This is a genomic window from Corallococcus sp. Z5C101001 (assembly GCF_007352635.1).
GTDB lineage: Bacteria > Myxococcota > Myxococcia > Myxococcales > Myxococcaceae > Corallococcus > Corallococcus silvisoli.
Window position 1 is genome coordinate 233331 of sequence record NZ_VKLU01000008.1, and the last position, 24312, is coordinate 257642.

Below are 24312 nucleotides of genomic sequence, written 5' to 3' on the forward strand. Positions count from 1 at the left end.
ATACCAGCTCCGCCATCGGAGGAGCCGGCCCCACCCTTGTCTCAGCCCGTGCCCAGCGGGTGCATCCGCACCGCGCATACCAGCTCCGCCACCCGCTCCGGCGCCGGGGGAACCGGCCCCACCCTGGCCAGCTTCCCCGCGGCGAAGGCCGTGCCCCTGCGGGCGCACGTCTCCAGGTCATGGCCGTCCAACCTCGCCGCCAGCACGCCCGCCACCAGTGCGTCGCCCGCGCCCACCGTGCTCGCCACCTCCACCGGCGGCGGCAGCGCGCGCCACGCGCCCTCGTGCGACACGAACAGGGCCCCCTCCGCGCCCAGCGACACCACCACCAGCCCGATGCCCCCCGCGTGCAGCTCACGCGCGGCCCGGGCCACGTCTCCCGGCGTCTTCAGCGGACGTTCGACCAGCTCCCCCAGCTCGTGCACGTTCGGCTTCACGAAGTCCGGCCTCGCGGCCACCCCGTGGCGCAGGGGCTCCCCGCTGGCATCCAGCGCCACCACCGCGCCCTTCGCGTGCAGCCGCTGCGTCAACGTGGCGTAGATGTTCGAGGGCACCCCCGCCGGTACGCTGCCCGACAGCACGAAGCACCCGTGGTCCTCGGTCAGCGCGTCCAGCGTGGCGAACAGCGCGTCCAGCGCCTCCTCCGGCACGCGGAGCCCCGGCAGGTTCAGGTCCGTCACCGCGCCGCTCGTGCGGTCCACGACCTTGATGTTCACGCGGCTGGAGCCCGGGAGCCGGATGCAGCGGTCCTGGATGTCGCGGTCGTGGAAGAGCGTCTCGAACAGCGACACGTTGTCCGTGCCCAGGAAGCCCGCCGCCGTCACGGGCCGGGTGCCTCCCGCGAGGAACGCCGCCACGTTGATGCCCTTTCCCCCCGGCGTTCGCGTCTCCGCCACCACGCGGTTGACCGCGCCCGCCGTGAACCCCGGACACTCCAGCGTCTGGTCGATGGCCGCGTTCAACGTGACCGTCACCACGCCCGGCTTCACTGGCCTCATGCCCGCGCTCCCTTCCGGTTCAGCAGCGGGCGCACCCGTTCGCGCACCTCGGCCGCGCCGCCGCACTCCAGCGCCTCTCGGGCCACGGCTTCCGCCTCTTCCATGCGGATGCCGCGCAGCAGCGCCTTCACCGACGAGATGCTGGGAATGGCCACGCTCAGCTCCGTGACGCCCAGGCCGGACAGCACCACCGCGCCGGACGGGTCACCCGCGATGCCGCCGCACGCGCCCACCCAGATGCCCGCCTTGCGCGCCGCTCGCACCGTGAGGTCCACCATGCGCAGCACCGCCGGGTGCAGGCCGTCCGCCAGCGGCGCGAGCACCGGATGCTCCCGGTCCATCGCCAGCACGTACTGCGTCAGGTCATTGGTGCCGATGGAGAAGAACGACACGTCCCGCGCCAGCCGCTCCGCCATCATCACCGCCGACGGGACTTCAATCATGATGCCTGTCTCCACGGGAGCCGCGCCGACCTCCTGGCGCACGGACTCGGTGATGGCGCGGGCCTTCGCCAGCTCCTCGGGCATCGCCACCATCGGGTACATGATGCGGACCGGCCCCTCCATGGACGCGCGCAGGATGGCGCGCAGCTGCGTGCGGAACAGGTCCTCCCGTTCAAAGCACAGCCGGATGCCACGCACGCCGAGGAACGGGTTCTCCTCCGCCGGCAGCGACAGGTAGGGCACCTGCTTGTCGCCGCCGATGTCCAGCGTGCGCAGGATGAGCGGCAGGCCGTTCAGCGCGCGGACCATGGTGCGGTACGCCTGGAACTGCTCCTCCTCGTCGGGCGGATCGTCGCGCCGGAGGAAGAGGAACTCGGTGCGCATCAGGCCCACGCCCTCGCCGCCCGCGTCCACGGCCTTCCGGGCATCCGCGGCCTCGCTGATGTTCGCGGCCACCTCCACGCGCTTGCCGTCCAGCGTGATGGCGGGCCGGTAGCGGTCCAACTGCTCCTCCTCGCGCCGGGCCCGGATGCGCTCGAGCTGGTGCGCGGCCTTCGCCTGGTCCCGCTCCGACGGATCCACGACGAGCACGCCCGCATCCCCATCCAGGATGCAGTGCTGCCCGTCGCGCAGATCCAGCACGGACGGCCCCGCCGCCACCACCGCCGGCAGGTCCAGCGAGCGCGCGATGATGGCCGTGTGCGACGTGGTGCCGCCGCCCGCCGTGCACAGGCCCAGCACCATGGCGGGGTCCAGCTTGGCGGTGTCGGACGGAGCGAGGTCCTCCGCCAGCAGCACCACCGGGTGATCCGGAAAGGTGGCCTCGCCCTCCACCCCCTTCGCCAGGGGGCGCAGCACGCGCCGGCCCACGTCCCGCAGGTCCGCGGCCCGAGCGGCCAGCACCGGCTCGTCCAGCATCGCGAGCGCCTCCGCGCGGCTCTCGAAGACGCGGCGCCAGGACGCCCCCGCGCTGAGGCCGGTGTCGATGAGGACGTGGGACTCCGACAGCATCTCCGGGTCGTCCAGCAGCTCCAGGTGCGCCTTGAAGATGGCGGCCCGCCGCGCCCCCGCCTTCGTCAGGAAGCCTTCGTGCAACTGGCGCAGCTCCGCCGCCGCGCCCGCCAGGGCTTCTTCCAGCAGGCGGTGCTCGCGGGCCGTGTCGGCGGCGCGCTCCTCCACCTCCAGCCGCTCCCGCTGGCAGGTCCAGACGGGCCCGGCGGCGATGCCCGGCGACGCGGACAGCCCCGCCACCAGCGTGCCCTCGTAGTCGAGCGTGACGGCGGGCCTGGGCGCCGCGCTCGGGAGCGGCGCGGCGGGGGGCTCCTCGCCCAGGCCGGACGCGAACGCTTCGCGCAGCGCGACCAGCACCGCGTCCGCGTCATCGCCCGTCGCGGTGAAGGTCAGGGCCGTGCCGCTCCGGGCCCCCAGGCGCAGGAGTGACAGGAGGCTGCGGGCGTTGGCCTGCCGCCCTTCGTGATGGACGGTGACGTCCGCGCGGAAGCGCCGCACCACCTCCACCAACACGGTGGCCGGGCGCGCGTGCAGGCCATCCGGGGAAGGGGATGCGACCTGGAGGTGGCGGCCCTCGATGACAGGAGGCGCGGCTGGAGGTTCCGGCGCGGAGTCAATGCCGTTGAGGGCGTGGATGATGACGGCGGGGTCTCGCGTGTGGCCCAGGGCCTCGGCGCGGGCCTCGTCGCCCAGCACGCCGGTGAGGTTGGCGAGCACCTGGAGGTGCTCATCGGACTTCGCCGCGATGCCCACGACGATGCGCGCGTGGCCGTCCTGATTCCAGGCGACCCCGGCGGGAAACTGCACGACGACGACGCCCGTCTGGAGCACCAGGTCCCGCGCCGCTGGCAGGCCATGGAGAATGGCGATGCCGTGGCCCAGGTAGGTCGCGGACACCTGCTCGCGCTGGAGCATGCTGTCGACGTAGCCGGGCGCGATGAAGCCCGCGTCCACCATCACCTGCCCGACCTGCCGGATGGCCTCCGCCTTGTCGGCGGCGGACCGTCCCAGGCGGACCTGCGAGGGGGTCAACATCAGCATCGGGGCTCCTTGCTTCGAGTGCGCGTGCGCTTCACGCCGGGAACGACATCCCATCCTGCCCCGGCGCCCCGAAAGCCCCGGTGAGCGCTTCGGAGCCCCGTCCTCCGGGCAACAGCTTCGCGGGAGAGAAGGCCTCCTTGCCAGGGGCAGGGCAGCCAGGCGACGTCCTGCATCGGCGCGCGTGACGGGACGTAGGAGGGTGTTAAGGAGGAAGCCGTCATGTCTGACAGCGTCCTGGATTTCTACGAAGGGCTGGCCGAGGAATACCACCTGCTCTTCGCGGACTGGGAGCAGGCGGTGGACCGGCAGGGCGCGGTGCTGGACGCGTTGCTGCGCCGCTCAGGCGCGCCGCCTCCGCGCCGGGTGTTGGACTGCGCATGCGGCATCGGCACGCAGGCGCTGGGGCTGGCGGCTCGGGGTTACGCGGTGCATGCCACGGACCTGAGTCCCTCCGCGGTGGCCCGCGCGGAGCGGGAAGCCCGGGCCATGCACGTGAGCCTCACCACCGGCGTTGCGGACATGCGCATGCTGGACTGGCAGGTGCCGGGCACGTTTCACGTGGTGATGTCCTGCGACAACGCGATGGCGCACCTGCTGGAGGACTCGGACCTGGAGGACGCGGCGAACGCGATGGCGTCGCGACTGGTGCCGGGCGGGTTGCTGGTGGCGAGCCTGCGCGACCACTCGGCGCTCCTGGAGAAGCGGCCGCGCTTCACGGCGGAGCGGGTGCTGGACACACCGCTGGGCCGCCGCGTCCTCTTCCAGGTCTGGGATTGGGCGGTGGATGAAAGGCAGTACACGGTGCGCCAGTTCATCCTGCGCCAGGAGTCCGGCGTCTGGCACACCACCGAGCACACCGGCATCTACCGCTTGTTGCAGCGCGTGGAGCTGGAGCAGGCGCTCACGAGGGCGGGGCTCGTGGATCCGCGCTGGTACACGCCAGAGGAGACGGGCTTCAACCAGCCGCTCATCACCGCGCGGAGGCCGTGAGCGCGGTCTAGAAGTGGCGCATCACGTGCTCCCCCTGGCGTGCGCTGAGGAGCGGATCTGTCACCTGGTGCGTGGCCCCGCTGAGCGGTAGCACGTCGTGGTCCTTGCCCGCTCTCAAGAGCGCATCCGACAGCTTGAGCGTGTGGAAGAAGAGGACGCTGTCGTCCACCGTACCGTGCACGAGGAGCAGCTTCCCGATGGGCTTGTCCTCCTGGATTTACGTGAGGAGCGAGCCCTTTGCGTAGGCGTCGGGGTGTTCCTGGGGCAGGCCCAAGTAGCGCTCCGATTAGTGCGTGTCGTCGTCGCGTTGATCTGCGGTCGTGGCGTCCGCGACGGTGGCCTTGAAGACATCCGGCCGGTGCAGCACCGCGAGGGCCGCCGTGTCTCCGCCGTAGCTCCAACCCTCGATGCCCACGCGGTCCAGGGTCATCTCGGAGACCTCTGCGGCGAGCGCGCGGAGCGCGGTCACCTGGTCGTCCAGCGTGATGCCGTAGACGTCGTATTTCTTTCAGTGCGCGCTACCAGGCCCTGTCCCGCAGGGGCGTCCCGCGCCCGTCGAACTTCACGACCAGGAAGCCGTGGTCGGCGATCCATTGGGCGAGGAGGTTCTGCGCCAGGGACTGGTGCACGACCGTGACCGTGGGCCCGCAGTAGGCCTGGACGATGACGGGCAGCTTCACGCCCGGCTTGAAGTCGCGGGGGCGCACGAGCGCGGCCTGGTACCGCTCGGCTCCGACCTGACGCAAGTCGAGCTGGAGGCGCAGGGCAGGCTCCAGCGCGACGAACTCCGACACGTCCAGCGTGCCGCCGCGCTCTGTGCGGGCCGCCAGGTCCACGCGGTACATGTCGTTGCCACGCACGTAGGCCACCTGCCTGCCGTCCGGGGGAGAGCTGCGGGTCGAGGACGACGGGACCCGTGGGCACCTCGGAGACCTTCGCGGTGGCGCGCTCCACGACCTAGAGTCTGTTGGAGAGGGGGGGCTGCAGCTTCGTGCCATCTTCGGAGAGGGCGTAGGTGGTGAAGCCTCACGTCGTGGTGTGGGTGCGTTCGCGACGGGCCTTCTCCTGGGCGGTCAGGGTCTCCTCCGCGCCCAGGAGGAGGCTCGCCGGCGTGAGCCACTCGCACGTCTGGCCGGTGGCCACATCGAACGAGAAGAGCGTCATCACGCTGGGCGTGGGCGAACTGCGCAGGAAGAAGACGGTGCGCGCATCGGGCGTGATGCGCGCGGCCATGGGGCGGCCGTTGTTTAATTGACGCGTCTGGGCGTACTGGAGGAGAAATGGATCCGGGGGCAGCGCGGAGGCCTTGGCGCCCAACAGGAGCAGGATGAGGCTCAGGACGCGCATCGGGTCTCCGAGGGGGCCTGCGCCGCCAGCGCCTCGTGCCACCAGGACTCCAGCTCCGCGCGCACGAGGGGGACGGCGTGACGACGCACTGTGGCCGCGGCCTTCAACCACACGCGCGCCCGACGGACCCGGGTGTGCAGCGCGTCCAGCACGGACGAGGACGTGGAGGCGGCCGCCGGGAGCCACGCACTCCATTCGGCCCGCTCGTGTGCTACTGGAGCCATGCGGATGGAGAGCGCGATCTGGAGGACCGGAAACAGCTCCGCGCGCGGTGGCCCCAGCCAGATGAAGGCCAGCAGGAGCTGGATCGCCAGGACCCATCCCAGTCCCTCTCGGATGAACGGAGGGAGCGGCTGGGGTCCCCCGGAGGGGGACTCGGGAGGTCCGTCAGGGTCCACCTGTCCACGCAGCGGTCTGCTCACGGTATCCCTCCTGGCTACATTTGTAGTCATGAGAGATATGGCATGCCTACAGCTGTAGTCAAGAGGGGGCGTTTCAGGCGCGGTCTCAAACAGTTCTTGCCGGCACGTCCATGGATGTACTCGATAAGGTGACTGCTCTGGTCGCACGACTCTGCGCAGCAGATACGCTCGGCGCCTGGTGCGGTGCCCTCTGCTTCATGGACATACGCGCAGTGACGGATCGGCTAGGACGCCTGGACTGCGGACGTACCGGAGTCGACCGTGTGCATGAGGGCGAATGCGGTCAGTATGCCGCAGCAGCTCTCCTGGTGAAGCCGTAGCCCGAAGCACCGATTGGACCCGCTGAGTCTACTGGAAGTTATCGGGCTTTGGCGTAGGTCAGCGGACCCTGCTACTCCATGCTTTTCCTCGACCTACGGACGGCAGAGGGCATGATGCAGAAACGGAAGCGTTGTGCAGCGGAGTAACTGCGCGCAAGGTACGTCAGTACGCCTTGCAGTTCTTCAAGCGCGAAGGAAAAGGAACGTGGCCCGCAACACGGAGAAAAATGAACTGGGGTCCAAGCCGTGAGTTACGCGGTCAAGGAACTCTTCTACACGTTGCAGGGGGAAGGCGCTCAGGCTGGGCGTGCCGCTGTATTCCTCCGCTTCGCGGGATGCAACCTGTGGAATGGCCTCGAACGAGATCGGGCCAAGGGGCCCGGGGGATGTTCCCGTTGGTGTGATACCGAGTTCGTAGGAACGAACGGCCCAGGTGGAGGTCGCTTCGCTTCAGCAGAGGCTCTGGCCGACTCTGTTGCCGCAGCGTGGCCTCGCGAGCAGTCCAGTTCACAGCCAATGGTGGTGTGCACAGGGGGGGAACCGCTGCTCCAGCTTGATGGCCTATTGGTGGATGCTCTGCATGCCCGAGGATTCCAGGTTTCGGTGGAGACCAACGGAACAAGGCCTGTTCCCCAAGGGGTGGATTGGGTCTGCGTCAGCCCGAAGTCGGGCAGTGAGTTGGTGCAGCGAGTTGGCAACGAATTGAAGCTGGTTTTTCCCCAAATAGGCTTCGAGCCAGGGCGCTTTGAATCACTCGGGTTCACCCATTTCATCCTCCAGCCCATGGATGGACCGGATCGTGCGCGGAACACCCAATTGGCGCTTGAGTATTGCCTGGAGCATCCGAGGTGGCGACTGGGGCTGCAGATGCACAAGGTTCTGGGAATTCCCTGAGGAGTACCTATGGGAAATGTGCTGCACATCGTCGCGAGTTGTACGGACCGCAAGCGCTTACCGGTGCCTGAGACACTTCACCTGCGCCACATTCGAGGTGCGCAAGCTGAGGTCCGAGCCAACACCTGGTGGCACCAACTGCAGTCCCACATGCATCCTCTGGGCCCAGTTCAAGAGCTCTATGCTGGTGAGCATTGGAGCGTTGTTCTCGGACTCCCGACGATTGCGCATGAAAGTGGGTTCAAGCCCAACCTATGGGTTGCTTCCGCAGGATATGGATTGATTCCAAACGAGGCCCTGGTTCGGCCCTATTCCGCGACGTTTGCTCGAGGGCATGCGGATTCAGTTGCACGTGATGCTGGCAATCAGGACATGGCTACACAACTCCGGCGCTGGTGGGGAACGTTGTCCAGCCATGCCGGGCCTGCTCCTCACCACGCACGCACTATTCGCCAATTGGCCAGCGAACAGTCGAACTCGAGCATCCTGGTCGTGGCCTCTCCGCTCTACATCGCGGCAATCTCGGATGACCTTGAAGGTGCGGCCAATGCCCTGCAGCATCCAGAGAGGCTGTTGGTGGTGTCCTCGCCTGCGCCTCTTTCAAAGGGACTGCTAGCCCCGCATTGGATTCCGTCGAGCGCCCATCATCAACAACGGCTGGGTGGTTCGAGGTTGGGGCTTCACGCTCGGGTCGCACGCGAGATTCTTCTGTCCGCTCAAGGAGCCCGCCTGGATGCGGCAGAAGCTCAGTCGAAATATCAGAATCTCATCAAGACGAGCGACCCGATTCAAAGCTATGATCGACAGCCGATGACTGACGACGAACTGCGCACATTCATCCGCCAAGTCATGGATGAAGGGACGAAGTCTTGGAGCGCTGCGTTGAGGCAATTGCGAGGCAGGCAATTCGCATGTGAGCAACGCCGTTTCAAGAGTCTATTCGTCCAGGTCCAGGAGAACTCATGAAAAGGGCAAAGCGAGAAGTCATCGAGCGGCGTGCCATTCGGATCATTCAGACGCCACAACATCCGCTCCTTATGTTCGCGCTAAGTGCAAAGGAGTTGCAGGTAATCGCAGAAGTGTCCCGAGTGTCCCGAGATGCTGAAGGGCGACTGCTTGGATATCAACGTCCTGAAGTAAAGCGACACGTTCGTAATATCACGGAGTATTTGAATGGGGAAGAAGTCATTTTCCCAAATTCAATTATTCTCGCGCTTTCCTCTGCGGTCGTTTTCAGAAAAGTAAGGGGACCGCGCGTAGATGGTGGTGGTGCCGAGGCCGGCACGCTGAGTATTCCATTGCCAAAGCCTGGGCAGCCTAGGCCTGCATGGATCGTGGATGGCCAGCAAAGGGCGCTGTCCCTGTCGCAATGTCGACGGCAAGATCTACTCGTTCCTGTCAACGCGTTCATTGCGGATGAAGTAGACCTGCAAAGAGATCAATTCTTGAGGGTCAACAGTACTAAGCCTCTGCCTCGTGGGCTCATCACAGAGTTGCTGCCGGAAGTGGGAACCTTGCTGCCGCCGAATTTGGCTGTGCGTAAGGCACCAGCTGCGCTCTGCGACCTGCTGAACAGAGACCCTGAGTCGCCATTCAAGGGGCTCATTCGCCGAAATTCGATGAATGCGGAGGCCCGACGCCGCGCCATCATCACCGACACGGCTGTAGTGGCGATGATCAAAGACAGCCTGAGCGGTTTGACGGGTTGTTTGTTTCCCTATCGGAACATTGTCACCCAGGAGACTGACTTCGAGTCTATTCGAAGGATGTTGATTTTATTCTGGACTGCTGTGAAAGATGTGTTTCCAGAGGCTTGGGGGCGCCATCCATCACGAAGCCGGTTGATGCATGGAACCGGAATCTGCGCGATGGGGCATCTGATGGATAAGGTTATGAGTAATATTGATATTAATGGGGCGCGCGCTTTGCGGTTGGTGAAGGCGGAGCTTCTTCGTATCCAACCCGTATGTCGATGGACCGAAGGGTGTTGGGAAGAATCAGGTCTTGCGTGGAATCAGATTCAAAATACGTCTCAACATGTTCGACTTCTGTCGAATGCCCTGATTCGTGCGTATATGAATAGCCTCCGGACGGCCGCATGAAGTTCTTTTTTCCTGACAGCCAGGATTTGATCGATCCCAGTTTTGACTTCGAACATGAACGGCGCTCGACCACGAGAAAACGGCAGCGGGATGACCTCTACGCTCATGAGGTCTTCAAGGCGACTCCGTTTGACGGCTTCCTGGTTTCAAAAGGAATCGTGGATGGATACGGCGCGATTGGAAGCCGATACACCCTTGCTCAGCGACACCGATTGCTGCGCCTCGGGGCTCCCGAGTTCTTCCGTCTCGACCAATCGCCCCGGCAACTCTCCATCATGGGAGATTGCGGCGCGTTTACTTACGTGAAGGAGGAAGTACCACCGTACTCCGTTGGGGAGGTTTTGGATTTTTATGGGAACTGCCAGTTTGATTACGGTATCTCCCTAGATCACGTCATCCTTCTGTTCAAGCCTGCAGCAGACGAGGACGGCGCCTCAACGGAACTAGTTCCCCGCGAGTGGCGCGAAAGGCGGCAGTTAACACTGCAGCTCGCTAGGGAGTTCCATCAAAAACACAAGGCAGGAGGCTACTCCTTTGAACCTGTGGGAGTTGCGCAGGGATGGAGTCCCTTGTCGTATGCGGACTCCGTCGAAGAGCTCCAACGGATGGGATATCGTTTAATTGCATTGGGCGGAATGGTTCCGCTTAAATCGAATGATATTGTTTCGTGTCTCAAGGCTATCGATGCGATTCGGAATCCTGGTGTTCAGTTGCATTTGCTGGGAGTTACTAGGACCGAGCACCTGAAGACATTCGAACGCTTGGGCATCGCTTCTTTTGATAGCACATCGCCGCTGAGGCAGGCTTTTAAGGATGATAAGGATAATTATTATTCATCCGGGTCGAATTATACTGCGATCCGGATTCCTCAGGTGGAGGGGAATCCATCCCTGCAGCGAAAGATTTCATCTGGCCAGGTGTCACAAGATGTCGCCCGGAAGCTTGAAAAGGCTTGCCTTGAGGCCATGAGGTTGTTTGATGAAGGGCGGTGGACTGTTGACAAGGTTCTGTCTGTGCTGTTGGAGTATGAGCGCTTTTATGACCCGGATTCCAAGAAGAGTCACGAAGTTGCGTACCGGAAAACATTGACGGACGCTCCCTGGCAGCAGTGTGGTTGTGAGGTGTGCCGAAAGTTGCGATACCATGTAGTGCTCTTCCGTGGAGCAGAACGAAACCGCAGGCGTGGATTTCACAATATCTGGACTTTTTATCAGCAACTCGAGAAGGAACTCGGGCTTGAGCAGGGAAGTGCGGCCTGAAGGCCTCAGTCCCATATAGGAAAAATATGCCAAAAGAACTGAAGCTTCCCGCGATTGAGGTCAAACAGTCACGAGGTAGGACGCTTTATACGTTTGCTGTTGATGGGAAATTGGTTCCTCAGTTTGCGACAATTTCACGCGTACGCCGTAAGGAAGATGGTGCCCTCTCGGGTTACCAACGCCCTGAAGTGCTTTCTCATATCGATGAAATCCGGACCTATCTGGAGTCTAACTCGCCCATGGTGCCGAATGCGCTTGTGGTGGCATTCGACTCGCGGGTCAAATTTCATCCGGATTCAAAGGCCATTACTTCCGACTACTCTCGCTCTGGGGTCCTTACCATCCCATTTGAAGTAGAGATGGCTGATGATCGAAAGCCCGGCTTCATTGTTGATGGGCAGCAACGACTGGCTGCCATCCGCGATGCCAATATCGAACGATTTCCTGTTTGCATGACGGCATTTGTTACAGATGATGTCGGCCAACAGACAGAGCAGTTTATTCTGGTTAACTCAACGAAGCCTCTTCCCAAGGGGCTCATCTATGAGTTGCTGCCAGGAACGACCGCGCGGCTCCCATCCCTGCTTGATCGGCGTCGCTTACCTGCGCAGTTGCTGGAGAGGATGAATCTGGAGGAAGGATCACCTCTTCATAGGATGATTCAGACTGCGACCAATCCAAATGGTATAATCAAGGATAATTCGATCCTGCGGATGTTGGAGAATAGTTTAAATGACGGAGTGCTCTATAGGTTTAATTCCGCAGATGAGTCGACAGCGAATGTTGAGCAGATGATTAACGCCCTCTATGCCTACTGGACAGCGGTGAAGGAGGTCTTCAAGGCGGCATGGGGGCTCCCACCCAAGAAGTCCCGACTCATGCACGGTGCTGGCATCATCAGCATGGGGCTTATCATGGATGCGATCAGTGATCGCTATCGTGAGCGTCCTTATCCTACTGCGGCTCAGTTCGCGACTGACCTGCTGGGATTGAAGGAGTATTGTCGATGGACCGCAGGCTTTTGGGATTTTGGCCCCGGACTCCAGCGTAAGTGGAACGAGGTTCAGAATACGTCCAAGGATATTGAGGTGCTGACCAATTATCTGATGATTCAATATAAGAGCAAAGTGTGGTCTGCATCTGTTGTGCCTGCCGAACCAGTCAAAAAAGGTGTTGCCAAGGTAGGTAAGGCTTCGCGTGCATCAACGAAGAAGAAATCATTCGCGCAATGACAGGGCGTCAAAGAGGGGTGTTTGGCATCCCGAAACGACTTGTTGGGGTGCTTGAGTTGAGGGAACCCCTCATCTAACAAGGCGATCAGCAGTAACCGACCGACGAACGGCGTGCGGCGGGTGCACCTTTCGTAACCGTCCGGCCAACGACGTGCCGGAGGGATTGAAGACGTAACCGTCCGGCCAACGACGTGCCGTGAGGGATTGCCGGCGTAGCCGCGCGCGGCGGACGCTTCCGGGCATGGCGAAGCAGGTAGAGCAGCCGGGTAACCGTCCGGGCAACGACGTGCCGGAGGGATTGAAGACGGACCACGATCGTGCTCGGCGGGCGCCGCGATGCGCGAGCTGTTCAGGGACTGGGCTGGAGGGGCGACTCGGGCGGGTCGGCGGTGCGTCGCCGCCTCCACTCGTGGGGTAGCAGCTCACCGATGCGCGAGTGAGGGTGTGTCTGCACGCGCAGCAGCACGTCAGCGAGGTGGGCCTCGGGATTGACGCCGTTGGCCTCGCAGGTCAGTGCGTAGAGGCCTGCGAGGTTGGCCCCTGCGGCCTCATGGCCGACGAAGAGGAAGTTCTTTCGGCCCAGGGCGTATCCGTCCGGCCAACGACGTGCTGAGAGGCGTTGAATGAGGCGTCGGCGCCGTGGACGCTGGCGTGCATGTCGAAGCCAGTGGAGAAGCCGGAGTGGGAGCGCGTCGCGGAAGCGTTCGAGGCGAGCGGGCTGACGCAGAAGGCGTTCTCCGCGCAGCGAGGCGTGCGGCTGAGCACGTTGCAGTCGTGGGTGTACCGGGCACGACGTGCCGCGACGACACGAGCCGAGCCGGTGAGACTCTTGCCGGTACAGGTGGCGCCGACGCCTGCTTCGATGGAGTCCGTGCTGGAGGTGGTGGCCGCGGGCGGAGCGCGGTTGCGCTTCGCCGTGGGCACGGACGTGGCATACGTGGCCCGGCTCGTCGCGGCGCTGGGGCGGTAAGCCGTGTTCGCCCTGCCTGCGCCGGTGCGCGTGGTGCTGGCGGTGGAGCCGGTGGACATGCGCAAGTCGATTGACGGGCTGATGGCGCTGGTGCGCACGGCCTGGGGCGAGGACGTCTACTCGGGGCACCTCTTCGCCTTCGTCTCGCGCAAAGGGGACCGCATCAAGGTGCTGACGTGGAGCCGGGGCGGCTTCGTGCTTCTCTACAAGCGGCTGGAGGCGGGGAGATTCCGGCTACCGCCGGTGGACGCGGGCGCGCAGGCGGTGACGCTGGACGCCACGCAGCTGGCGATGCTGCTGGACGGCATCGACGTGGCCCAGGTGAGGCGCCCGCCCGCCTGGACGCCTCCCGGGCGCACGGGCACCTGACGCGCCCGGTCCGGGACGCCGAGCGGCGGTGGCGTGTTGAGGCCAGGTGCCCCGAGAGCTTCCGCAGGAGCACTTCTGCCCCTGGCGCGAGGAGGCGGAGGAACTCAAGGAGCGCCTGACGTCGCTGGAGGCGAAGATGGCGACGCTGGAGCGCCACGTCTTCGGCCGTAGGGCGGAGAAGCTGCCCCCGGTGGCGACGGAGCTGCGCGGGGACGCGGACTCGACGGCGGCTCGGGCCGAGGCCGCGAAGCAGAAGCGGCGCGAGCGGGCCGCCCGCAGGGCCGAGGAGGCCCCGGCGCGGGAGATTCGCCACGCGGTGCCTGCCGAGGAGCGCCACTGCCCCGCGTGCGGCAGCGAGGACTTGAAGCCCCTGGGCCAGGGCCGCACCTCGGTGGTGTACGAGTACGTGCCGGCCCGCTTCGAGAAGCAGGTGCACGTGCAGGAGGTTCTGGCGTGTGCGTGTGGCCGGGGCGTCGTCACGGCCCCGCCTCCGGCCCGGGTGGTGGACCGGGGCGAGTACGGCCCCGGCTTCCTCTCCCACGTGGTGACGTCGAAGTGCGCCGACGCGATGCCCCTGCAGCGACTCGCACAGCGGGTGGAGCGAAGTGGCGTGCCCATGAGCCGTAGCACGCTGACGGACCTCTTCCACCAGGCCGCCTCGGTGTTGCTGCCTCTGTCCCAGCACCTCTTGCAATGCATTGCGTCCGCGGACGTGGTGTGGGCCGACGAGACGCCGCTTCGCGTGCTGGACGTGAAGAAGACGAAGCTGGGCTACCTCTGGACTTTCCTCACCCAGACTGAGGCGGGGCAGTGGCTCATCGGCTACCGATTCAGCCTGGGCCGGGCCAGCAAGACGCCGAAGGAAGTCCTGGGCGGCACCACGGGGGCCCTCGTGGTGGACGCGTACACCGGCTACAACGCGGTGACGCTGCCCGAGGGCCGAGTGCGCGTCGGGTGTTGGGCCCACGTGCGTCGCCGCTTCTTCGACGCGCTGCCCACCGCGCCCGAGGCCCGCGAGGCCCTGGACTTCATCCTCGCCCTCTACCGGGTGGAGGCGCTGGCCCGTGACGCGGGCGTCGTACGCACGGACGCTCACCGCGAGCTGCGCCAGCAGCAAAGCTTCCCCATCCTCACGGCACTGCGCGCGTGGATGGAAGCACAGGCCCCACGCCACCTGCCCAAGGGCCCCATGGGCCAGGCCCTCTCCTACGCGCTGAAGCAGTGGGACGCCCTGACGCGCTTCGTCTCCGACGCGCGCCTTCCCCTGGACAACAACCGCTCCGAGGCCGCGCTGCGCAAGGCGGCCCTGGGCCGAAAGAATTTCCTCTTCGTCGGCCATGAGGCCGCGGGGGCCAACCTCGCAGGCCTCTACGCCCTGGTGGCCACCTGCGAGGCCAACGGCGTCAATCCCGAGGCCCACCTCGCTGACGTACTGCTGCGCGTGCAGACACACCCTCACTCGCGCATCGGTGAACTGCTACCCCACGAGTGGAAGTGGCGACGCGCTGCTGACCCACCGGATTCACCCCTCCAGCTCAGTCCCTGAACAGCTCGCGCATCGCGGCGCCCGCCGAGCACGGTCGTAGTCCGCCTTCAATCCTTCCGGCACGTCGTTGGCCGGACGGTTACCACGACTGCAACGTACTCAGCCGCACGCCTCGCTGCGCTGAGAATGCCTTCTGCGTCAGCCCGCTCGCCTCGAACGCTTCCGCGACGCGCGCCCACTCCGGCTTCTCCATTGGCTTCGACATGCACGCCAGGGTCCACCGCCCCGACGCCTCACTCAACGCCTCTCAGCACGTCGTTGGCCGGACGGATACGTGTCACGTCATTGGCCGGACGGGTACCATGGGGCGATTCCGAACTCAGGTCGGCCAGCACTGGTACCGGGCGCTCCGGCGCCGGAGCCAGCGTGACCGGACGAACTGGGCGAGGATGAAGACCTTGGTGGACCGATGGCTTCCGAAAGCTCGTATCCAGCATCCCTGGCCTGAAGAGCGGTTCGACGTCACCATTCAAGGCAAGAGCCCAGTGCGTTAGCAGCGCCCGCTGGGATCTGTGCGGGGGGGGCGGCTCCAACCTTCACGGGTGAAGAGTCATCCCTACCGCGACCCAAAGTCAGGAAGTGCGTACTTTGAATCGCGTAATCCCGGACCGAAGGCGGCGCACTCCGGCTTGGGCATCCTGCAGTAGTTTGTGTTGATAGGTTTGATAATGTTGGTCACAGTTCGTGACAAGGTTGTCGAATATTAGCCGACCGCCTCGTTGAATGGGCACTGTTGGTATTACGTAAATCTCACTGGTCGCGGCAGTTTCCTCGCAGTCGCTATGCGTACATGCCCCCTGATGTCTTGATAGTACGCAATATCGCATTCGCCGGCTGAGTTCTCCGCGACATTCATCAAAGTATGGAGAGCCCATCATCCAGTTCAGTAGTGCGCCTTTCCCGAGGTTACAGTTTTGGCAGAGTATTTGAAAGTTGCTAAGGTTGTGCTGTCCGCCAAGCGCTAGTGGAATCCGATGGTCTACATGTGGGCTAACGGTGGCTAGAAGGATAGTTCCACACAGGGCGCATCGGCTGTTTTGAGCCCGTTCAAGTAGCCTGTAGTCGGCAGAGTTGATTTGTGAACCTCTTCTGTTCTCCTTGATCATGTCGAGAATTAACTCGCTGGGCGGGTATCCGGTAACCTCTGTTATGTAGGAGGAGACCTGTTCTTCCTTTAGGCGGTCACCGGGGAGGCAGCGCCAAAAATTACGAAGAGCAATTTCTTGGGCCTTCTCTGTGAGGGCATCCTCGACGTTGATGCCTAGTTCTTGGCACTGCTCCTCTAAATGGGCGAGTGCCTTGTCTGTAAGTCTCATTGGTCTTTTGTTTTTGATTTCGAGGAGCGTGTGTCCTTTGCTGCCTTGGTGTCAAGATCGAGGCTTTCTTTTTTTAGGAAATTTGATAGCTTTGTGATGTCTTGGTTTGTGTTTTGGCGGTTTGAGATTTCGTTGATGTAGTTGTTCTTGGCTTGTGCGGTCGATGTCGCAGTGTCCTGGACGGTCCAGATGACAGTGTTTTTAAGGCGGCCGAGACTGTGCTCTAGGGCTTTCCAGAGTTCTGGAGAGTCAATGTTGCCTTCGTGCTCAGGGAAGAATTGCTCGAGTTTGTTGACAAGGAGGTTCGCCATTGCTCGGAGGCCTGCTCCGTGCATGAGTCTTGAATCATTGGGTTTTTTGGCCCAGGCTGTGGGCCAAGCGTTGCGTACGGCGGTGAAACTGCGGGCAACCACCTCTGCCAGGGTTTTTGCATCATCCCCTATTGGTAGGCTTGAGTCTGTGAACGTTGTTAGTATTTGAAATATTGAATTGTATGCAATTGGTGGTCTTTTGTCTTTCTTGATTCCGGGGTACTGGACTAGGTCTAGGAATGGAGAAGTCTTTTCTTCGAGGGCCAGCATTTTTGCTGCTTGGGCGCGTATTTGCTCTTCGCGAAGGTATCCAGGCGACTCCTCGAGAGACGCTAATAATGCGCGAGAGAATTGGGTTTCAATTTTTACGGTGCTATTTGAGACCATGAAAATCTTCTTGGCCTCAGACTCATCGGCGACTATCGCGTTGATTGAGAGAGAGAATGCGGGAATTGCGTCTAGGTCAACTAGCGATAGTGCTGCGGTTCGTTGCTGTCCGTCTACAAGAACGGCCGATTTTTCTTCGTCAAAGGCTGCTTTCCGAAAGGGGAAGTCAAGTTCGACCAAGCGGAAGGACTGCGCAAGATCATTGGTGTTGCCTGGGATGGGCGTGTCGATAAATTGATCGAGCGGACGAATGGAGATGAAGGAACTTGGTGTCTCTTCGTCGCCTTCGAGGGTTACATGCTCTGAAAGCAGTACTAGCAGGACGGAGTTAGGTACTTGAGTTCCCGAACGGATGCCTTTTGAGATGTCGCTTACATGTCGACGAATCTCGTCGCGTTGATTCCCAGTTCCCGCGAGTGCGTCGAGTCGGTCAATTCGGGCGATCGAACGGATGAGTCGCCCGTTGCATGTTAGCTGGTATCTAGAGGTGCCGTTGTTTAGCTTTGCTTCTGTTGCGATTAGTTTGAGTCGGGAAGAGGCTGTTTTTGTTGATCTGTAGAGGGTTATGGATTCTGGGTCTAGGGGTCTGCGGGTCTTGTTGGAGCTCTGGAGTTGGCCTGTTGCGCATAGTTCACCCAGGAGGCTTGAAATCTCGCCTTTGGCTCCATTGACTGCGAGTAGTGACGAAACATCCTCGTCAGAGAGAAGTGGGTCATTTAGTTGTTCGAAGAGAGATGTGATTTTGTCTTTTATGGGAATGTCTTGAGCTCCAATGGCGCCTGCGAGTTCAAGCTCCTCTTTTCGGAACATTGCTCTTAGTTGGTCGTTCATTTTCTCGCCGCTATCCATGTATGGTTGGTGGGGTTTTGGTGGCTGGGTCTGGCTTTCATTCTTGGTTCGGTGCATACAGCTTACTTCCGAATGTAGTCTAGGAATCAAGATCTGAGATGCAGTCATGCGCGCTTCGCGTCCGCGGGCGCGTTGGGGTGCCGAGCGAGCATGGCGCGGAGCTGCGGCTGGCGGCGCACCAGCTCCTGCTTGAGCAGGTGGGTGATGAGGGCGGGGGGCGCGGCGCTCCAGCGCGCGATGTTCTGCACGAGCATGGGTGAGCGGTACGTGCGCCCGCAGAGCAGTGACGTCGTCTTGCCGTCCACGGGCATGCCCACGAGCGCGCCCAGGGCCCGGCCCTCCGTGTTGAGGATGAGCTCCACCTTCTCCTCGGAGGGGCCCGTGGAGAAGCGCTGGCGCAGCAGCTCGCGCGCGGTGCGGCGGGTCTGCTCCGGCACGTCGCGGTCCACCGTGAGCTTGTGGTGCTCCATCAAGCGGCGCATCGCCCACAGGCGGCGGAAGAGGGCCACCGGCAGCTGCGGGTTGCGCACGAGGAAGCGGCGCACGCCAGTGTCCGAGGCGAAGGCCGCGCGGGCCACCAGCGCCTCCAGGCCCACCGGGTTGCGGTGGTGCCGCGCGATGAGCCGCGCGTGCGCGAGCCCGACGCGCGAGTTCTCCAGCACGGCCTTGATGACAGCGGGCACCGGGTCGAAGCACAGCGCGGACAGCTCCGGATCCTCCGCCCCGTGCGCGAGCGCGACCCGCTGGTCCTCCGGCAGCGCGTGCAGGCGCGTCTCGAAGAGCTTGCGGTAGTCGCCCAGCACGGCCTCGGGCACGTCGTCCGCGGGCTCGGGTTCCTCGGGGGCTCCCTCCGTGGCCTCCGCTTCTGGCAGCGGCTCCAGGTCACTGGCCTCGTGCGGGACCGCTGCGGCGCCACCAGCATGCGCGCCGGAGCCGGCCGCCGCGCTGGCGGAGGCGGGGGGCCTCGCATGTGACGGAGGCGGTGCGCCGGCCTGGGCTGGCGCCGCGTCCTGCCTCACGGTGTTCATGGCGGGGGATGGCTCCACTCCGGGTAGCAACGCTCCCTGCGACACCAGCCGGGTGAGGATGTCGCGCAGCCGCTCGGGCGGCAGTCCGGTGAGCGCGGGCAGGTCGCGGGCGCGGGTGTGGCCGTCCAGGCGGGACAGCACGAAGCCCTCTTCCGCGTTCAGCGGGAGGCGGCGCAGGTCCACCGTGGGGTTCAGCTTGGGCGTCCAGTCGTTCATGCGCGTCCCCGAGTCTTTCACGACACGCGCACCCCCTGCCTCCTCCCGGCCATGCCGCCCGCACCGGATTGTTCCCGGGCCGTCTGAAAACGACGGGCTGCGTCGGGCCTGGTCGCCTGCTCGCCAGTCCACGGTGCCGCTCGGGTTGCCGGGACGCGTGGGCCGACCGGTGTCGCTGCCTACACGCCGCATGCGGGAGCGGGTTGACGGGAGGCGGGGAGCTGGACACAACTTCACCTCATGTCCGACCGCATCCAGACCTATGCCGAGTTCTGGCCGTTCTACCTGCGCGAGCACTCGCATGCGTCGACACGCTGGCTGCACTTCGCGGGCACCAGCCTGGGTGTGGGCCTGGGAGTGACGGCCGCTATCACCGGGCGTGGCGCGCTGGTTCCCGCCGCGCTGGTGGCCGCCTACGGCTTCGCGTGGGCCAGCCACTTCAAGATCGAGCACAACCGTCCGGCGACCTTCAAGTACCCGCTCTGGTCGCTCATCTCCGACTTCCGGATGGCGGCGCTCATGGCCACCGGTCAGCTGGGGCCGCACCTGGAGCGCGCCAACGCGGGCACGCCGGCCACCGCCACCCTGGCGCCGGCCTCCGCGGAGTAGGGCGCCGGTCCTTCCTCGCGCCCGCGGTGGTCGAGCTCGTGGAGCGCTTCGTCCGAGCGCCCCGCTTCGCCGCCTCGCATCGTCCGCGCGCGGGGCCCGTGTCCGCGAGGAGCGCGGGCCCCAGCGACCTCACCGCATCCTCAGGCGCTGACGCCGACGCCGATGGGGCAGCTCACGCCGGTGCCGCCAACGCCGCAGTAACCGCCAGGGTTCTTCTGCAGGTACTGCTGGTGGTAGTCCTCGGCGTAATAGAAGGCCGGAGCGGGCAGGATCTCCGTGGTGATGTCGCCCAGGCCCTTCGCGTTCAGCGCGGCCTGATACGTCTGGCGCGTCTCCTCCGCGGCGCGCTTCTGCGCGTCGTCCGCGTAGTAGATGCCGGAGCGGTACTGGGTGCCCGCGTCGTTGCCCTGGCGCATGCCCTGCGTCGGGTCGTGGTTCTCCCAGAAGAGCTTCAAGAGCTGCGCGTAGGGGACCTTCTTCGGGTCGTAGACCACGCGCACCACTTCGTTGTGGCCGGTGAGCCCCGAGCAGACCTCTTCGTACGTGGGGTTCGGCGTCAGGCCGCCCGCGTATCCCACGGCGGTGGAGTACACGCCCGGCACCTGCCAGAACTTGCGCTCCACTCCCCAGAAGCAGCCCATGCCGAAGATGGCCGTTTCAAAGCCCTCCGGCACCGGCCCCTTCAGCGGGGTGCTCAGCACGGTGTGCTTCTGCGGAACCGGCATCTCCTGCGGACGGCCCGGCAGCGCCTCCTGCGGAGTGGGGAGCCTCGACTTCTTCGGAGACGTGAAGAACATGCTCTAGCTTTAGCCCCGGGCGGCCCGATTTTCACGCCCGGCGCACGGCCGCCTCCCCGCCCTTCGTCCTACCTGGAATGCCCCGTCCCCTCGACGGTTCCCCAAGGACCCTCATGCGCACTTTTTTCCTCGCCACCCTCTGTCTCCTGGCGCCCGCCGCCGCCCTCGCCGCCAAGGACCCTCGCTGCGCCGGCAAGCCCGCGGCCCGGGCCGCCCGCTTCTCCGAGGCTGCCCTGAAGGGCACCCCCGCCGCGGAGCGTTACGCCGCCTACATCCAGGCCTGCGCGCTGGACGACGTGGTGTCCCTCACCCAGACGCTCGTGCGCTTCAAGACCGTGAGCAGCGAGGCCCCCGCGGCGAAGAGCCCGGAGGTGGCCGCGATGGGCCGCGCGCTGGAGTCCTGGGCGAAGGCGCATGGCTTCGGCTTCCGCACCGTGGGTGAGAACGACGTCTTCGAGCTGTCCTGGGGCGAGGGCGAGCCGCTGCTGGGGCTCGTCTTCCACGGCGACGTCGTCCCCGCGCCCGCGCACGAGTGGAAGCATTCGCCCTTCAAGCCCGTGGTGGAGAAGGGCCGCCTGTACGGCCGGGGCGTGGAGGACGACAAGGGCCCCATCGCCTCCGCGCTCGTCGCGCTGTCCATGGCGAAGGACCTGGGCCTGAAGCCGCGAGGCAAGGTGCTCGTCATCATCGGCAACGGCGAGGAGAGCGACTGGAACGGCATGAAGAAGTACGCGGACACCGAACCCACGCCCACGCACGTCATCTCCGTGGACTCCGGCTACCCGGTGATGGCCGCGCAGTCCGGCTTCGTCGCGTGGACGCTGGACGCGCCCGTGGGCCCGGCCTTGGCCGCGCCGAAGGAGGGCTCCCTCGCGCGCGCCGTGGATGTGAGCGCGGGCGAGTTCCTCACCCAGGTGCCCGGCACCGCCACGCTGAAGCTGGAGCCGGTGAAGGGCCAGACGCCGGAGTCGGTGCTCGCCGCCGTGAAGGCCGCCATCGCCCAGGAGGCGCCCGCGCGCAAGGACCTGAAGGCCGAGGCGAAGCGCGAAGGCGCCGCCGTGGTGCTCACCACCCACGGCGTCGCGGTGCACTCGTCCACCGCGGATGAGGGCCACAACGCGCTGTGGGACCTGTCCGCCGTGGCCGCGCGGCTGCCGCTGGAGGACAACGGCATCGCGGCCCTGCTGCGCGTCGTCGCGAAGCGCTTCGACGGCGACCACCACGGCGACAAGCTGGGGCTCGCGTATCAGGACGCGCTGATGGGGTCGCTGCTCGTGGCGCCCACCGTGCTGCGCGTGAAGGACGGCAGCGTGTCGCTGGGGGTGAACATGCGCCGGCCACAGGGCCAGGACGCGGCCGCGTTCAACGCGGCCCTGGACGCCGCCGCGAAGCGCGTGGGCGAGGACTCCGGCGGTCAGGTGAAGGAGTCCTCCGGCCGCTACCTGGGCGACCCGCACGTGGCGGACACGTCCGGCCCGCTGGTGAAGACGCTGATGGACATCTACCAGCGGCAGCGCAAGGCCCCGGACGCGGTGCCCGGCTCCATCCGCGGCGGCACCTACGCGCGGCTGTTCCCGCGCGCCGTGGACTTCGGGCCTGCCTTCCCCAACGAGCCCTACACCGGCCACGCCCCGGATGAGTCCATCGCGCTGGAGACGCTGGACCTGAGCACGCGCATGCTCGCGGAGGCCGTGCACACGCTCGCCATCACGCCGGCGCCAGAGGTGAAGGCCACGCCGTGACGGGGCTCAGGGCGGGCGGGACGGGATTCGGGGCCAGCGCACGGTGAAGGTGGTGCCGTGCTCCAGGGTGGACTCCACGTGGACGCTGCCGCCGTGCACCTGGACGATCTCGTGCACGATGTAGAGCCCCAGCCCCAGGCTGCGCCGGCTGGCGCCTTCCTCCGGCGCGTTCGACTCCTTGAACGGGTCGAACAGGCGCGGAAGCAGCGCCGCCGGGATGGGGTCGCCCTCGTTGTGCACCCGCATCACCACGTCCGGTCCCTCGTCGCTGAGCGTGGTGCGCACAGGGGTGTCGCTCTTCGCGTGTTGGAGCGCGTTCACCACCAGGTTGCCCAGCACCTGGGACACGCGGTCTGGATCCCAGTACCCCCACGGGTTGTCGCTCCGAGCCTCCAGGGACAGCGGACGCTCCGGGTACGTCACCTGCAACTCCTCCAGCGCCCCCTGGCACAGCTCGGTCATGTCCACCCGCTCGGGCGTGACGGGGATGCCGCCGCCCAGGCGGGTGCGCGCGAAGTCGAGGATGTCGTTGATCATCCGCGTCATCCGCGCGGAGGACTTGCGGATGCGGTCCACCGCGCGGAGCGAGGCGTCGTCCAGGCCCCGCGCCCGCCCCAGCATGAAGGCCGACGCGTTCACCGCGTGCAGGGGGTTGCGCAGGTCGTGCCCCAGCACCGCGAGCAGCTCCTCGCGGAAGTCGATGGCCTGCTGGAGCGCCGCCTCCGCGCGCTTGTAGGCGTTGATGTCCACCACCGTGCCGCCCACGCCCAGCAGCACGCCCTCCGCGGTGCGCACCGGGAAGTAGTCCGCGCGCCAGTACCCCAGCCCGCCCCGGTCCGGCCCTTCGATGAGCACGTCCTGCACGGGCTGCCCCAGCGCCAGCACCTGCTTCATCGCGCGCTCGATGGGGTCCGCGGCGCCTTCGCGGACCATCTCGCGCAGCGTGCGGCCCCGGTGCGCCTCCGCGGGCTTGCGGTTGAGGGCCGCGAGCAAGCCGTTGATGCGCAGGTACCGCAGGTCCGGATCCAGGAACGCGATGCCCACGGGCACCGCGTCCAGGAGTGAGTCCAGCAGCGCCAGCGACCGCTCCGCCTCCTTGCGCGCGGCGTGCTCGCGCGCGTGCAGCTCCGTCTGGGCGATGTGCGCCGAGGACCGCTCGGCGACCGCGTGGAAGAGCAGCACGTCCGAGTCGGAGAAGGCGAAGGCCGTGCGCGAACCCATGTACGCCACGCCCAGCAGGCGCTCGCCGTCCATCAGCGGTAGGCCATACAGCGCGCGCAGCCCCGCCTGGCGCAGCGGGGCGAACAGGACGCGCGGGTCGGTGGCCGCCGAGCGGATGAAGAAGGGCCGCCGCTCCAGGGCCGCCTGTCCCGTGACGCCCCGCCCCAGCGGCACGCGCGAGCCCTTCACCTCTTGCGTGCCCAGGCCCACGGCGGCGCGCACCACCAGGGCGTCGCCCTCCAGCAGCATCACCGCCGCCGCGTCCACGGTGAGCGCGGCCTCCATCAGCCGGGTGAGCAGGCGCTCCAGGAGCGTCTCCATGTCCGGGTCATCCAGCGTCGCCTCGGCCATGCGGTTCAGCGTCTGGAGGGTGCGCTGCTTCATCGTCCAGAAGAACATCATCGTCCGGGTCACCACCCGGTCGAGCGTCTCCTCCAGCCGCGTCAGGTCTCCGGCCCGCAGGGGCTGCTCCCGCGCCTCCAGGCGGTGGAGGATGCAGCGGCGCAGGAGGGCGTACTCCTGCGCCACGTCGCCCAGGTCGAAGCCCTCGTCCAGCCGGGCGGCGGCGTGGACCATCTCCAGGTGCTCATCCAGCGCCTCCGGCCCGGACTCCATCGCGTCCGCCAGCGTGCAGAGCAGCTCCGGCATGTGATCGATGAGCCATGGCGCGCGTGCCGGCACCTGCCCCCTCAGGTGCTCCAGCACCGCCTGCTGCCAGTCCTCCAGCAGCGCGTCGTGCTGCGTGCGCAGGAAGTCCGCCGCGGCGAGGCGGGGCTCGCCTGCCGTGCTCGCGTTCACGGAGTGTGGATCCGGCTCCTGCATCGCCAGTCTCCCCGGGCCCTCGCCCGGTCGCGCCGCCCCCCGGGGAACGGTGCGCATGGTGTTGGCGCCC

At 65.3% G+C, this 24312-nt stretch carries 21 protein-coding genes and 2 pseudogenes; 11 read left to right on the forward strand and 12 right to left on the reverse strand.

Annotation, left to right across the window (positions count from 1 at the left end; genetic code table 11):
• Window positions 1–41: 41 nt before the first annotated feature.
• Both pfkB and ptsP read right to left on the reverse strand, forming a co-directional pair.
• Window positions 42–998 carry a 1-phosphofructokinase gene (gene pfkB, locus FOF48_RS18890; protein WP_221938240.1) on the reverse strand — a complete coding sequence of 319 codons (957 nt, stop codon included), beginning with the start codon at window positions 996–998 and terminating at the stop codon, window positions 42–44.
• On the reverse strand, window positions 995–3493 hold the full coding sequence (gene ptsP / locus FOF48_RS18895) for a phosphoenolpyruvate--protein phosphotransferase (protein ID WP_143903611.1): 2499 nt from the start codon (window positions 3491–3493) through the stop codon (window positions 995–997). Before ptsP ends, pfkB begins: the two co-directional genes overlap by 4 nt.
• Before the next feature lie 219 nt (window positions 3494–3712).
• Between ptsP and FOF48_RS18900 the strand changes: the two genes are divergently transcribed.
• Window positions 3713–4483 (forward strand): bifunctional 2-polyprenyl-6-hydroxyphenol methylase/3-demethylubiquinol 3-O-methyltransferase UbiG, encoded by a 771-nt coding sequence (locus FOF48_RS18900; RefSeq protein WP_143903613.1) that lies wholly within the window; start codon window positions 3713–3715, stop codon window positions 4481–4483.
• 7 nt (window positions 4484–4490) lie between these two features.
• On the opposite strand, the pseudogene FOF48_RS37750 reads toward FOF48_RS18900, so the two are convergent.
• The 4 genes and pseudogenes from FOF48_RS37750 to FOF48_RS18910 form a co-directional block, all read right to left on the reverse strand.
• A pseudogene (locus FOF48_RS37750) lies at window positions 4491–4913 on the reverse strand (alpha/beta hydrolase family protein).
• Window positions 4914–5001: 88 nt separating this feature from the next.
• Window positions 5002–5352: an alpha/beta hydrolase family protein gene (locus tag FOF48_RS37755; RefSeq protein ID WP_370456598.1), complete on the reverse strand. Its 351-nt coding sequence runs from the start codon at window positions 5350–5352 to the stop codon at window positions 5002–5004.
• A gap of 157 nt (window positions 5353–5509) precedes the next feature.
• Window positions 5510–5830, reverse strand: a complete 321-nt coding sequence (locus FOF48_RS37760) for a hypothetical protein (RefSeq protein WP_370456599.1) — start codon at window positions 5828–5830, stop codon at window positions 5510–5512.
• Window positions 5818–6252, reverse strand: coding sequence for a hypothetical protein (locus tag FOF48_RS18910; protein WP_143903615.1), 435 nt, complete (start codon window positions 6250–6252; stop codon window positions 5818–5820). The genes FOF48_RS37760 and FOF48_RS18910 overlap by 13 nt, the downstream gene beginning before the upstream one ends.
• Window positions 6253–6818: 566 nt before the next feature.
• Here FOF48_RS18910 and queE point away from each other — a divergent pair.
• From queE to dbpB (FOF48_RS18935), 5 genes are read left to right on the forward strand one after another with little or no spacing between them, the layout of a single operon-like run.
• Window positions 6819–7466: a 7-carboxy-7-deazaguanine synthase gene (gene queE / locus FOF48_RS37765; protein WP_143903617.1), complete on the forward strand. Its 648-nt coding sequence runs from the start codon at window positions 6819–6821 to the stop codon at window positions 7464–7466.
• A gap of 9 nt (window positions 7467–7475) precedes the next feature.
• Window positions 7476–8432, forward strand: coding sequence for a hypothetical protein (locus FOF48_RS18920; protein ID WP_143903619.1), 957 nt, complete (start codon window positions 7476–7478; stop codon window positions 8430–8432).
• The gene (dbpB, locus tag FOF48_RS18925; RefSeq protein ID WP_143903621.1) at window positions 8429–9568 is read left to right on the forward strand and encodes a DGQHR domain-containing protein DpdB; all 1140 of its coding nucleotides are present in this window, start codon (window positions 8429–8431) and stop codon (window positions 9566–9568) included. Before FOF48_RS18920 ends, dbpB (FOF48_RS18925) begins: the two co-directional genes overlap by 4 nt.
• Entirely contained in the window at window positions 9565–10827 is a 1263-nt protein-coding gene (gene dpdA / locus FOF48_RS18930; RefSeq protein WP_143903623.1) for a tRNA-guanine transglycosylase DpdA, read from the forward strand. The genes dbpB (FOF48_RS18925) and dpdA overlap by 4 nt, the downstream gene beginning before the upstream one ends.
• 26 nt (window positions 10828–10853) lie before the next feature.
• The gene (gene dbpB / locus FOF48_RS18935; protein ID WP_143903626.1) at window positions 10854–12059 is read left to right on the forward strand and encodes a DGQHR domain-containing protein DpdB; all 1206 of its coding nucleotides are present in this window, start codon (window positions 10854–10856) and stop codon (window positions 12057–12059) included.
• Window positions 12060–12408: 349 nt separating this feature from the next.
• On the opposite strand, the pseudogene FOF48_RS18940 reads toward dbpB (FOF48_RS18935), so the two are convergent.
• Window positions 12409–12645 (reverse strand): annotated as a pseudogene (locus FOF48_RS18940) (transposase domain-containing protein); the annotation flags it as partial.
• 69 nt (window positions 12646–12714) lie between these two features.
• On the opposite strand from FOF48_RS18940, the gene FOF48_RS18945 reads away from it, so the two are divergent.
• Genes FOF48_RS18945 through FOF48_RS18955 form a run of 3 tightly spaced genes read left to right on the forward strand, consistent with a single transcriptional unit; the run spans window position 12715 to window position 14944 of the window.
• Complete coding sequence (locus FOF48_RS18945) at window positions 12715–13029, forward strand: IS66 family insertion sequence element accessory protein TnpB (RefSeq protein ID WP_143903628.1); 315 nt, start codon at window positions 12715–12717, stop codon at window positions 13027–13029.
• Window positions 13030–13032: 3 nt separating this feature from the next.
• Complete coding sequence (gene tnpB / locus FOF48_RS18950) at window positions 13033–13398, forward strand: IS66 family insertion sequence element accessory protein TnpB (RefSeq protein WP_143903631.1); 366 nt, start codon at window positions 13033–13035, stop codon at window positions 13396–13398.
• Window positions 13399–13444: 46 nt separating this feature from the next.
• Window positions 13445–14944, forward strand: a complete 1500-nt coding sequence (locus FOF48_RS18955) for an IS66 family transposase (RefSeq protein WP_143903633.1) — start codon at window positions 13445–13447, stop codon at window positions 14942–14944.
• A 572-nt stretch (window positions 14945–15516) separates the two neighbouring features.
• On the opposite strand, the gene FOF48_RS37770 is transcribed toward FOF48_RS18955, so the two are convergent.
• The 3 genes from FOF48_RS37770 to FOF48_RS18970 are packed head-to-tail and all read right to left on the reverse strand — an operon-like array spanning window position 15517 to window position 19051.
• Window positions 15517–16260 (reverse strand): HNH endonuclease signature motif containing protein, encoded by a 744-nt coding sequence (locus FOF48_RS37770; protein WP_221938241.1) that lies wholly within the window; start codon window positions 16258–16260, stop codon window positions 15517–15519.
• Window positions 16257–17864 (reverse strand): DGQHR domain-containing protein, encoded by a 1608-nt coding sequence (locus FOF48_RS18965; RefSeq protein ID WP_186001970.1) that lies wholly within the window; start codon window positions 17862–17864, stop codon window positions 16257–16259. The genes FOF48_RS37770 and FOF48_RS18965 overlap by 4 nt, the downstream gene beginning before the upstream one ends.
• 47 nt (window positions 17865–17911) lie before the next feature.
• Window positions 17912–19051 (reverse strand): hypothetical protein, encoded by a 1140-nt coding sequence (locus tag FOF48_RS18970; RefSeq protein WP_186001971.1) that lies wholly within the window; start codon window positions 19049–19051, stop codon window positions 17912–17914.
• 240 nt (window positions 19052–19291) lie between these two features.
• Between FOF48_RS18970 and FOF48_RS18975 the strand changes: the two genes are divergently transcribed.
• Window positions 19292–19660: a DUF962 domain-containing protein gene (locus FOF48_RS18975; protein WP_143903653.1), complete on the forward strand. Its 369-nt coding sequence runs from the start codon at window positions 19292–19294 to the stop codon at window positions 19658–19660.
• A 140-nt stretch (window positions 19661–19800) separates the two neighbouring features.
• Here the strand turns inward: FOF48_RS18975 and msrA are convergent, their stop codons facing one another.
• The gene (msrA, locus tag FOF48_RS18980) at window positions 19801–20457 is read right to left on the reverse strand and encodes a peptide-methionine (S)-S-oxide reductase MsrA (RefSeq protein ID WP_143903654.1); all 657 of its coding nucleotides are present in this window, start codon (window positions 20455–20457) and stop codon (window positions 19801–19803) included.
• Between the two features lie 113 nt (window positions 20458–20570).
• Between msrA and FOF48_RS18985 the strand changes: the two genes are divergently transcribed.
• Entirely contained in the window at window positions 20571–22199 is a 1629-nt protein-coding gene (locus tag FOF48_RS18985; RefSeq protein WP_143903656.1) for a Sapep family Mn(2+)-dependent dipeptidase, read from the forward strand.
• Window positions 22200–22205: 6 nt separating this feature from the next.
• Here FOF48_RS18985 and FOF48_RS18990 read toward each other — a convergent pair whose 3' ends face one another.
• Complete coding sequence (locus FOF48_RS18990) at window positions 22206–24218, reverse strand: ATP-binding protein (protein WP_255442376.1); 2013 nt, start codon at window positions 24216–24218, stop codon at window positions 22206–22208.
• Window positions 24219–24312 lie beyond the last annotated feature (94 nt).

Coding starts and splice junctions, on each gene's coding strand:
- pfkB (WP_221938240.1), bottom strand. CDS start 998: ATGAGGCCAGTGAAGCCGGGCGTGGTGACGGTCACGTTGAACGCGGCC.
- FOF48_RS18945 (WP_143903628.1), top strand. CDS start 12,715: ATGTCGAAGCCAGTGGAGAAGCCGGAGTGGGAGCGCGTCGCGGAAGCG.
- ptsP (WP_143903611.1), bottom strand. CDS start 3,493: ATGCTGATGTTGACCCCCTCGCAGGTCCGCCTGGGACGGTCCGCCGCC.
- dbpB (WP_143903626.1), top strand. CDS start 10,854: ATGCCAAAAGAACTGAAGCTTCCCGCGATTGAGGTCAAACAGTCACGA.
- dbpB (WP_143903621.1), top strand. CDS start 8,429: ATGAAAAGGGCAAAGCGAGAAGTCATCGAGCGGCGTGCCATTCGGATC.
- dpdA (WP_143903623.1), top strand. CDS start 9,565: ATGAAGTTCTTTTTTCCTGACAGCCAGGATTTGATCGATCCCAGTTTT.
- FOF48_RS18985 (WP_143903656.1), top strand. CDS start 20,571: ATGCGCACTTTTTTCCTCGCCACCCTCTGTCTCCTGGCGCCCGCCGCC.
- FOF48_RS18965 (WP_186001970.1), bottom strand. CDS start 17,864: ATGCACCGAACCAAGAATGAAAGCCAGACCCAGCCACCAAAACCCCAC.
- FOF48_RS18975 (WP_143903653.1), top strand. CDS start 19,292: ATGTCCGACCGCATCCAGACCTATGCCGAGTTCTGGCCGTTCTACCTG.
- FOF48_RS18920 (WP_143903619.1), top strand. CDS start 7,476: ATGGGAAATGTGCTGCACATCGTCGCGAGTTGTACGGACCGCAAGCGC.
- FOF48_RS18900 (WP_143903613.1), top strand. CDS start 3,713: ATGTCTGACAGCGTCCTGGATTTCTACGAAGGGCTGGCCGAGGAATAC.
- FOF48_RS37760 (WP_370456599.1), bottom strand. CDS start 5,830: ATGCGCGTCCTGAGCCTCATCCTGCTCCTGTTGGGCGCCAAGGCCTCC.
- FOF48_RS18970 (WP_186001971.1), bottom strand. CDS start 19,051: ATGAACGACTGGACGCCCAAGCTGAACCCCACGGTGGACCTGCGCCGC.
- FOF48_RS37770 (WP_221938241.1), bottom strand. CDS start 16,260: ATGAGACTTACAGACAAGGCACTCGCCCATTTAGAGGAGCAGTGCCAA.
- msrA (WP_143903654.1), bottom strand. CDS start 20,457: ATGTTCTTCACGTCTCCGAAGAAGTCGAGGCTCCCCACTCCGCAGGAG.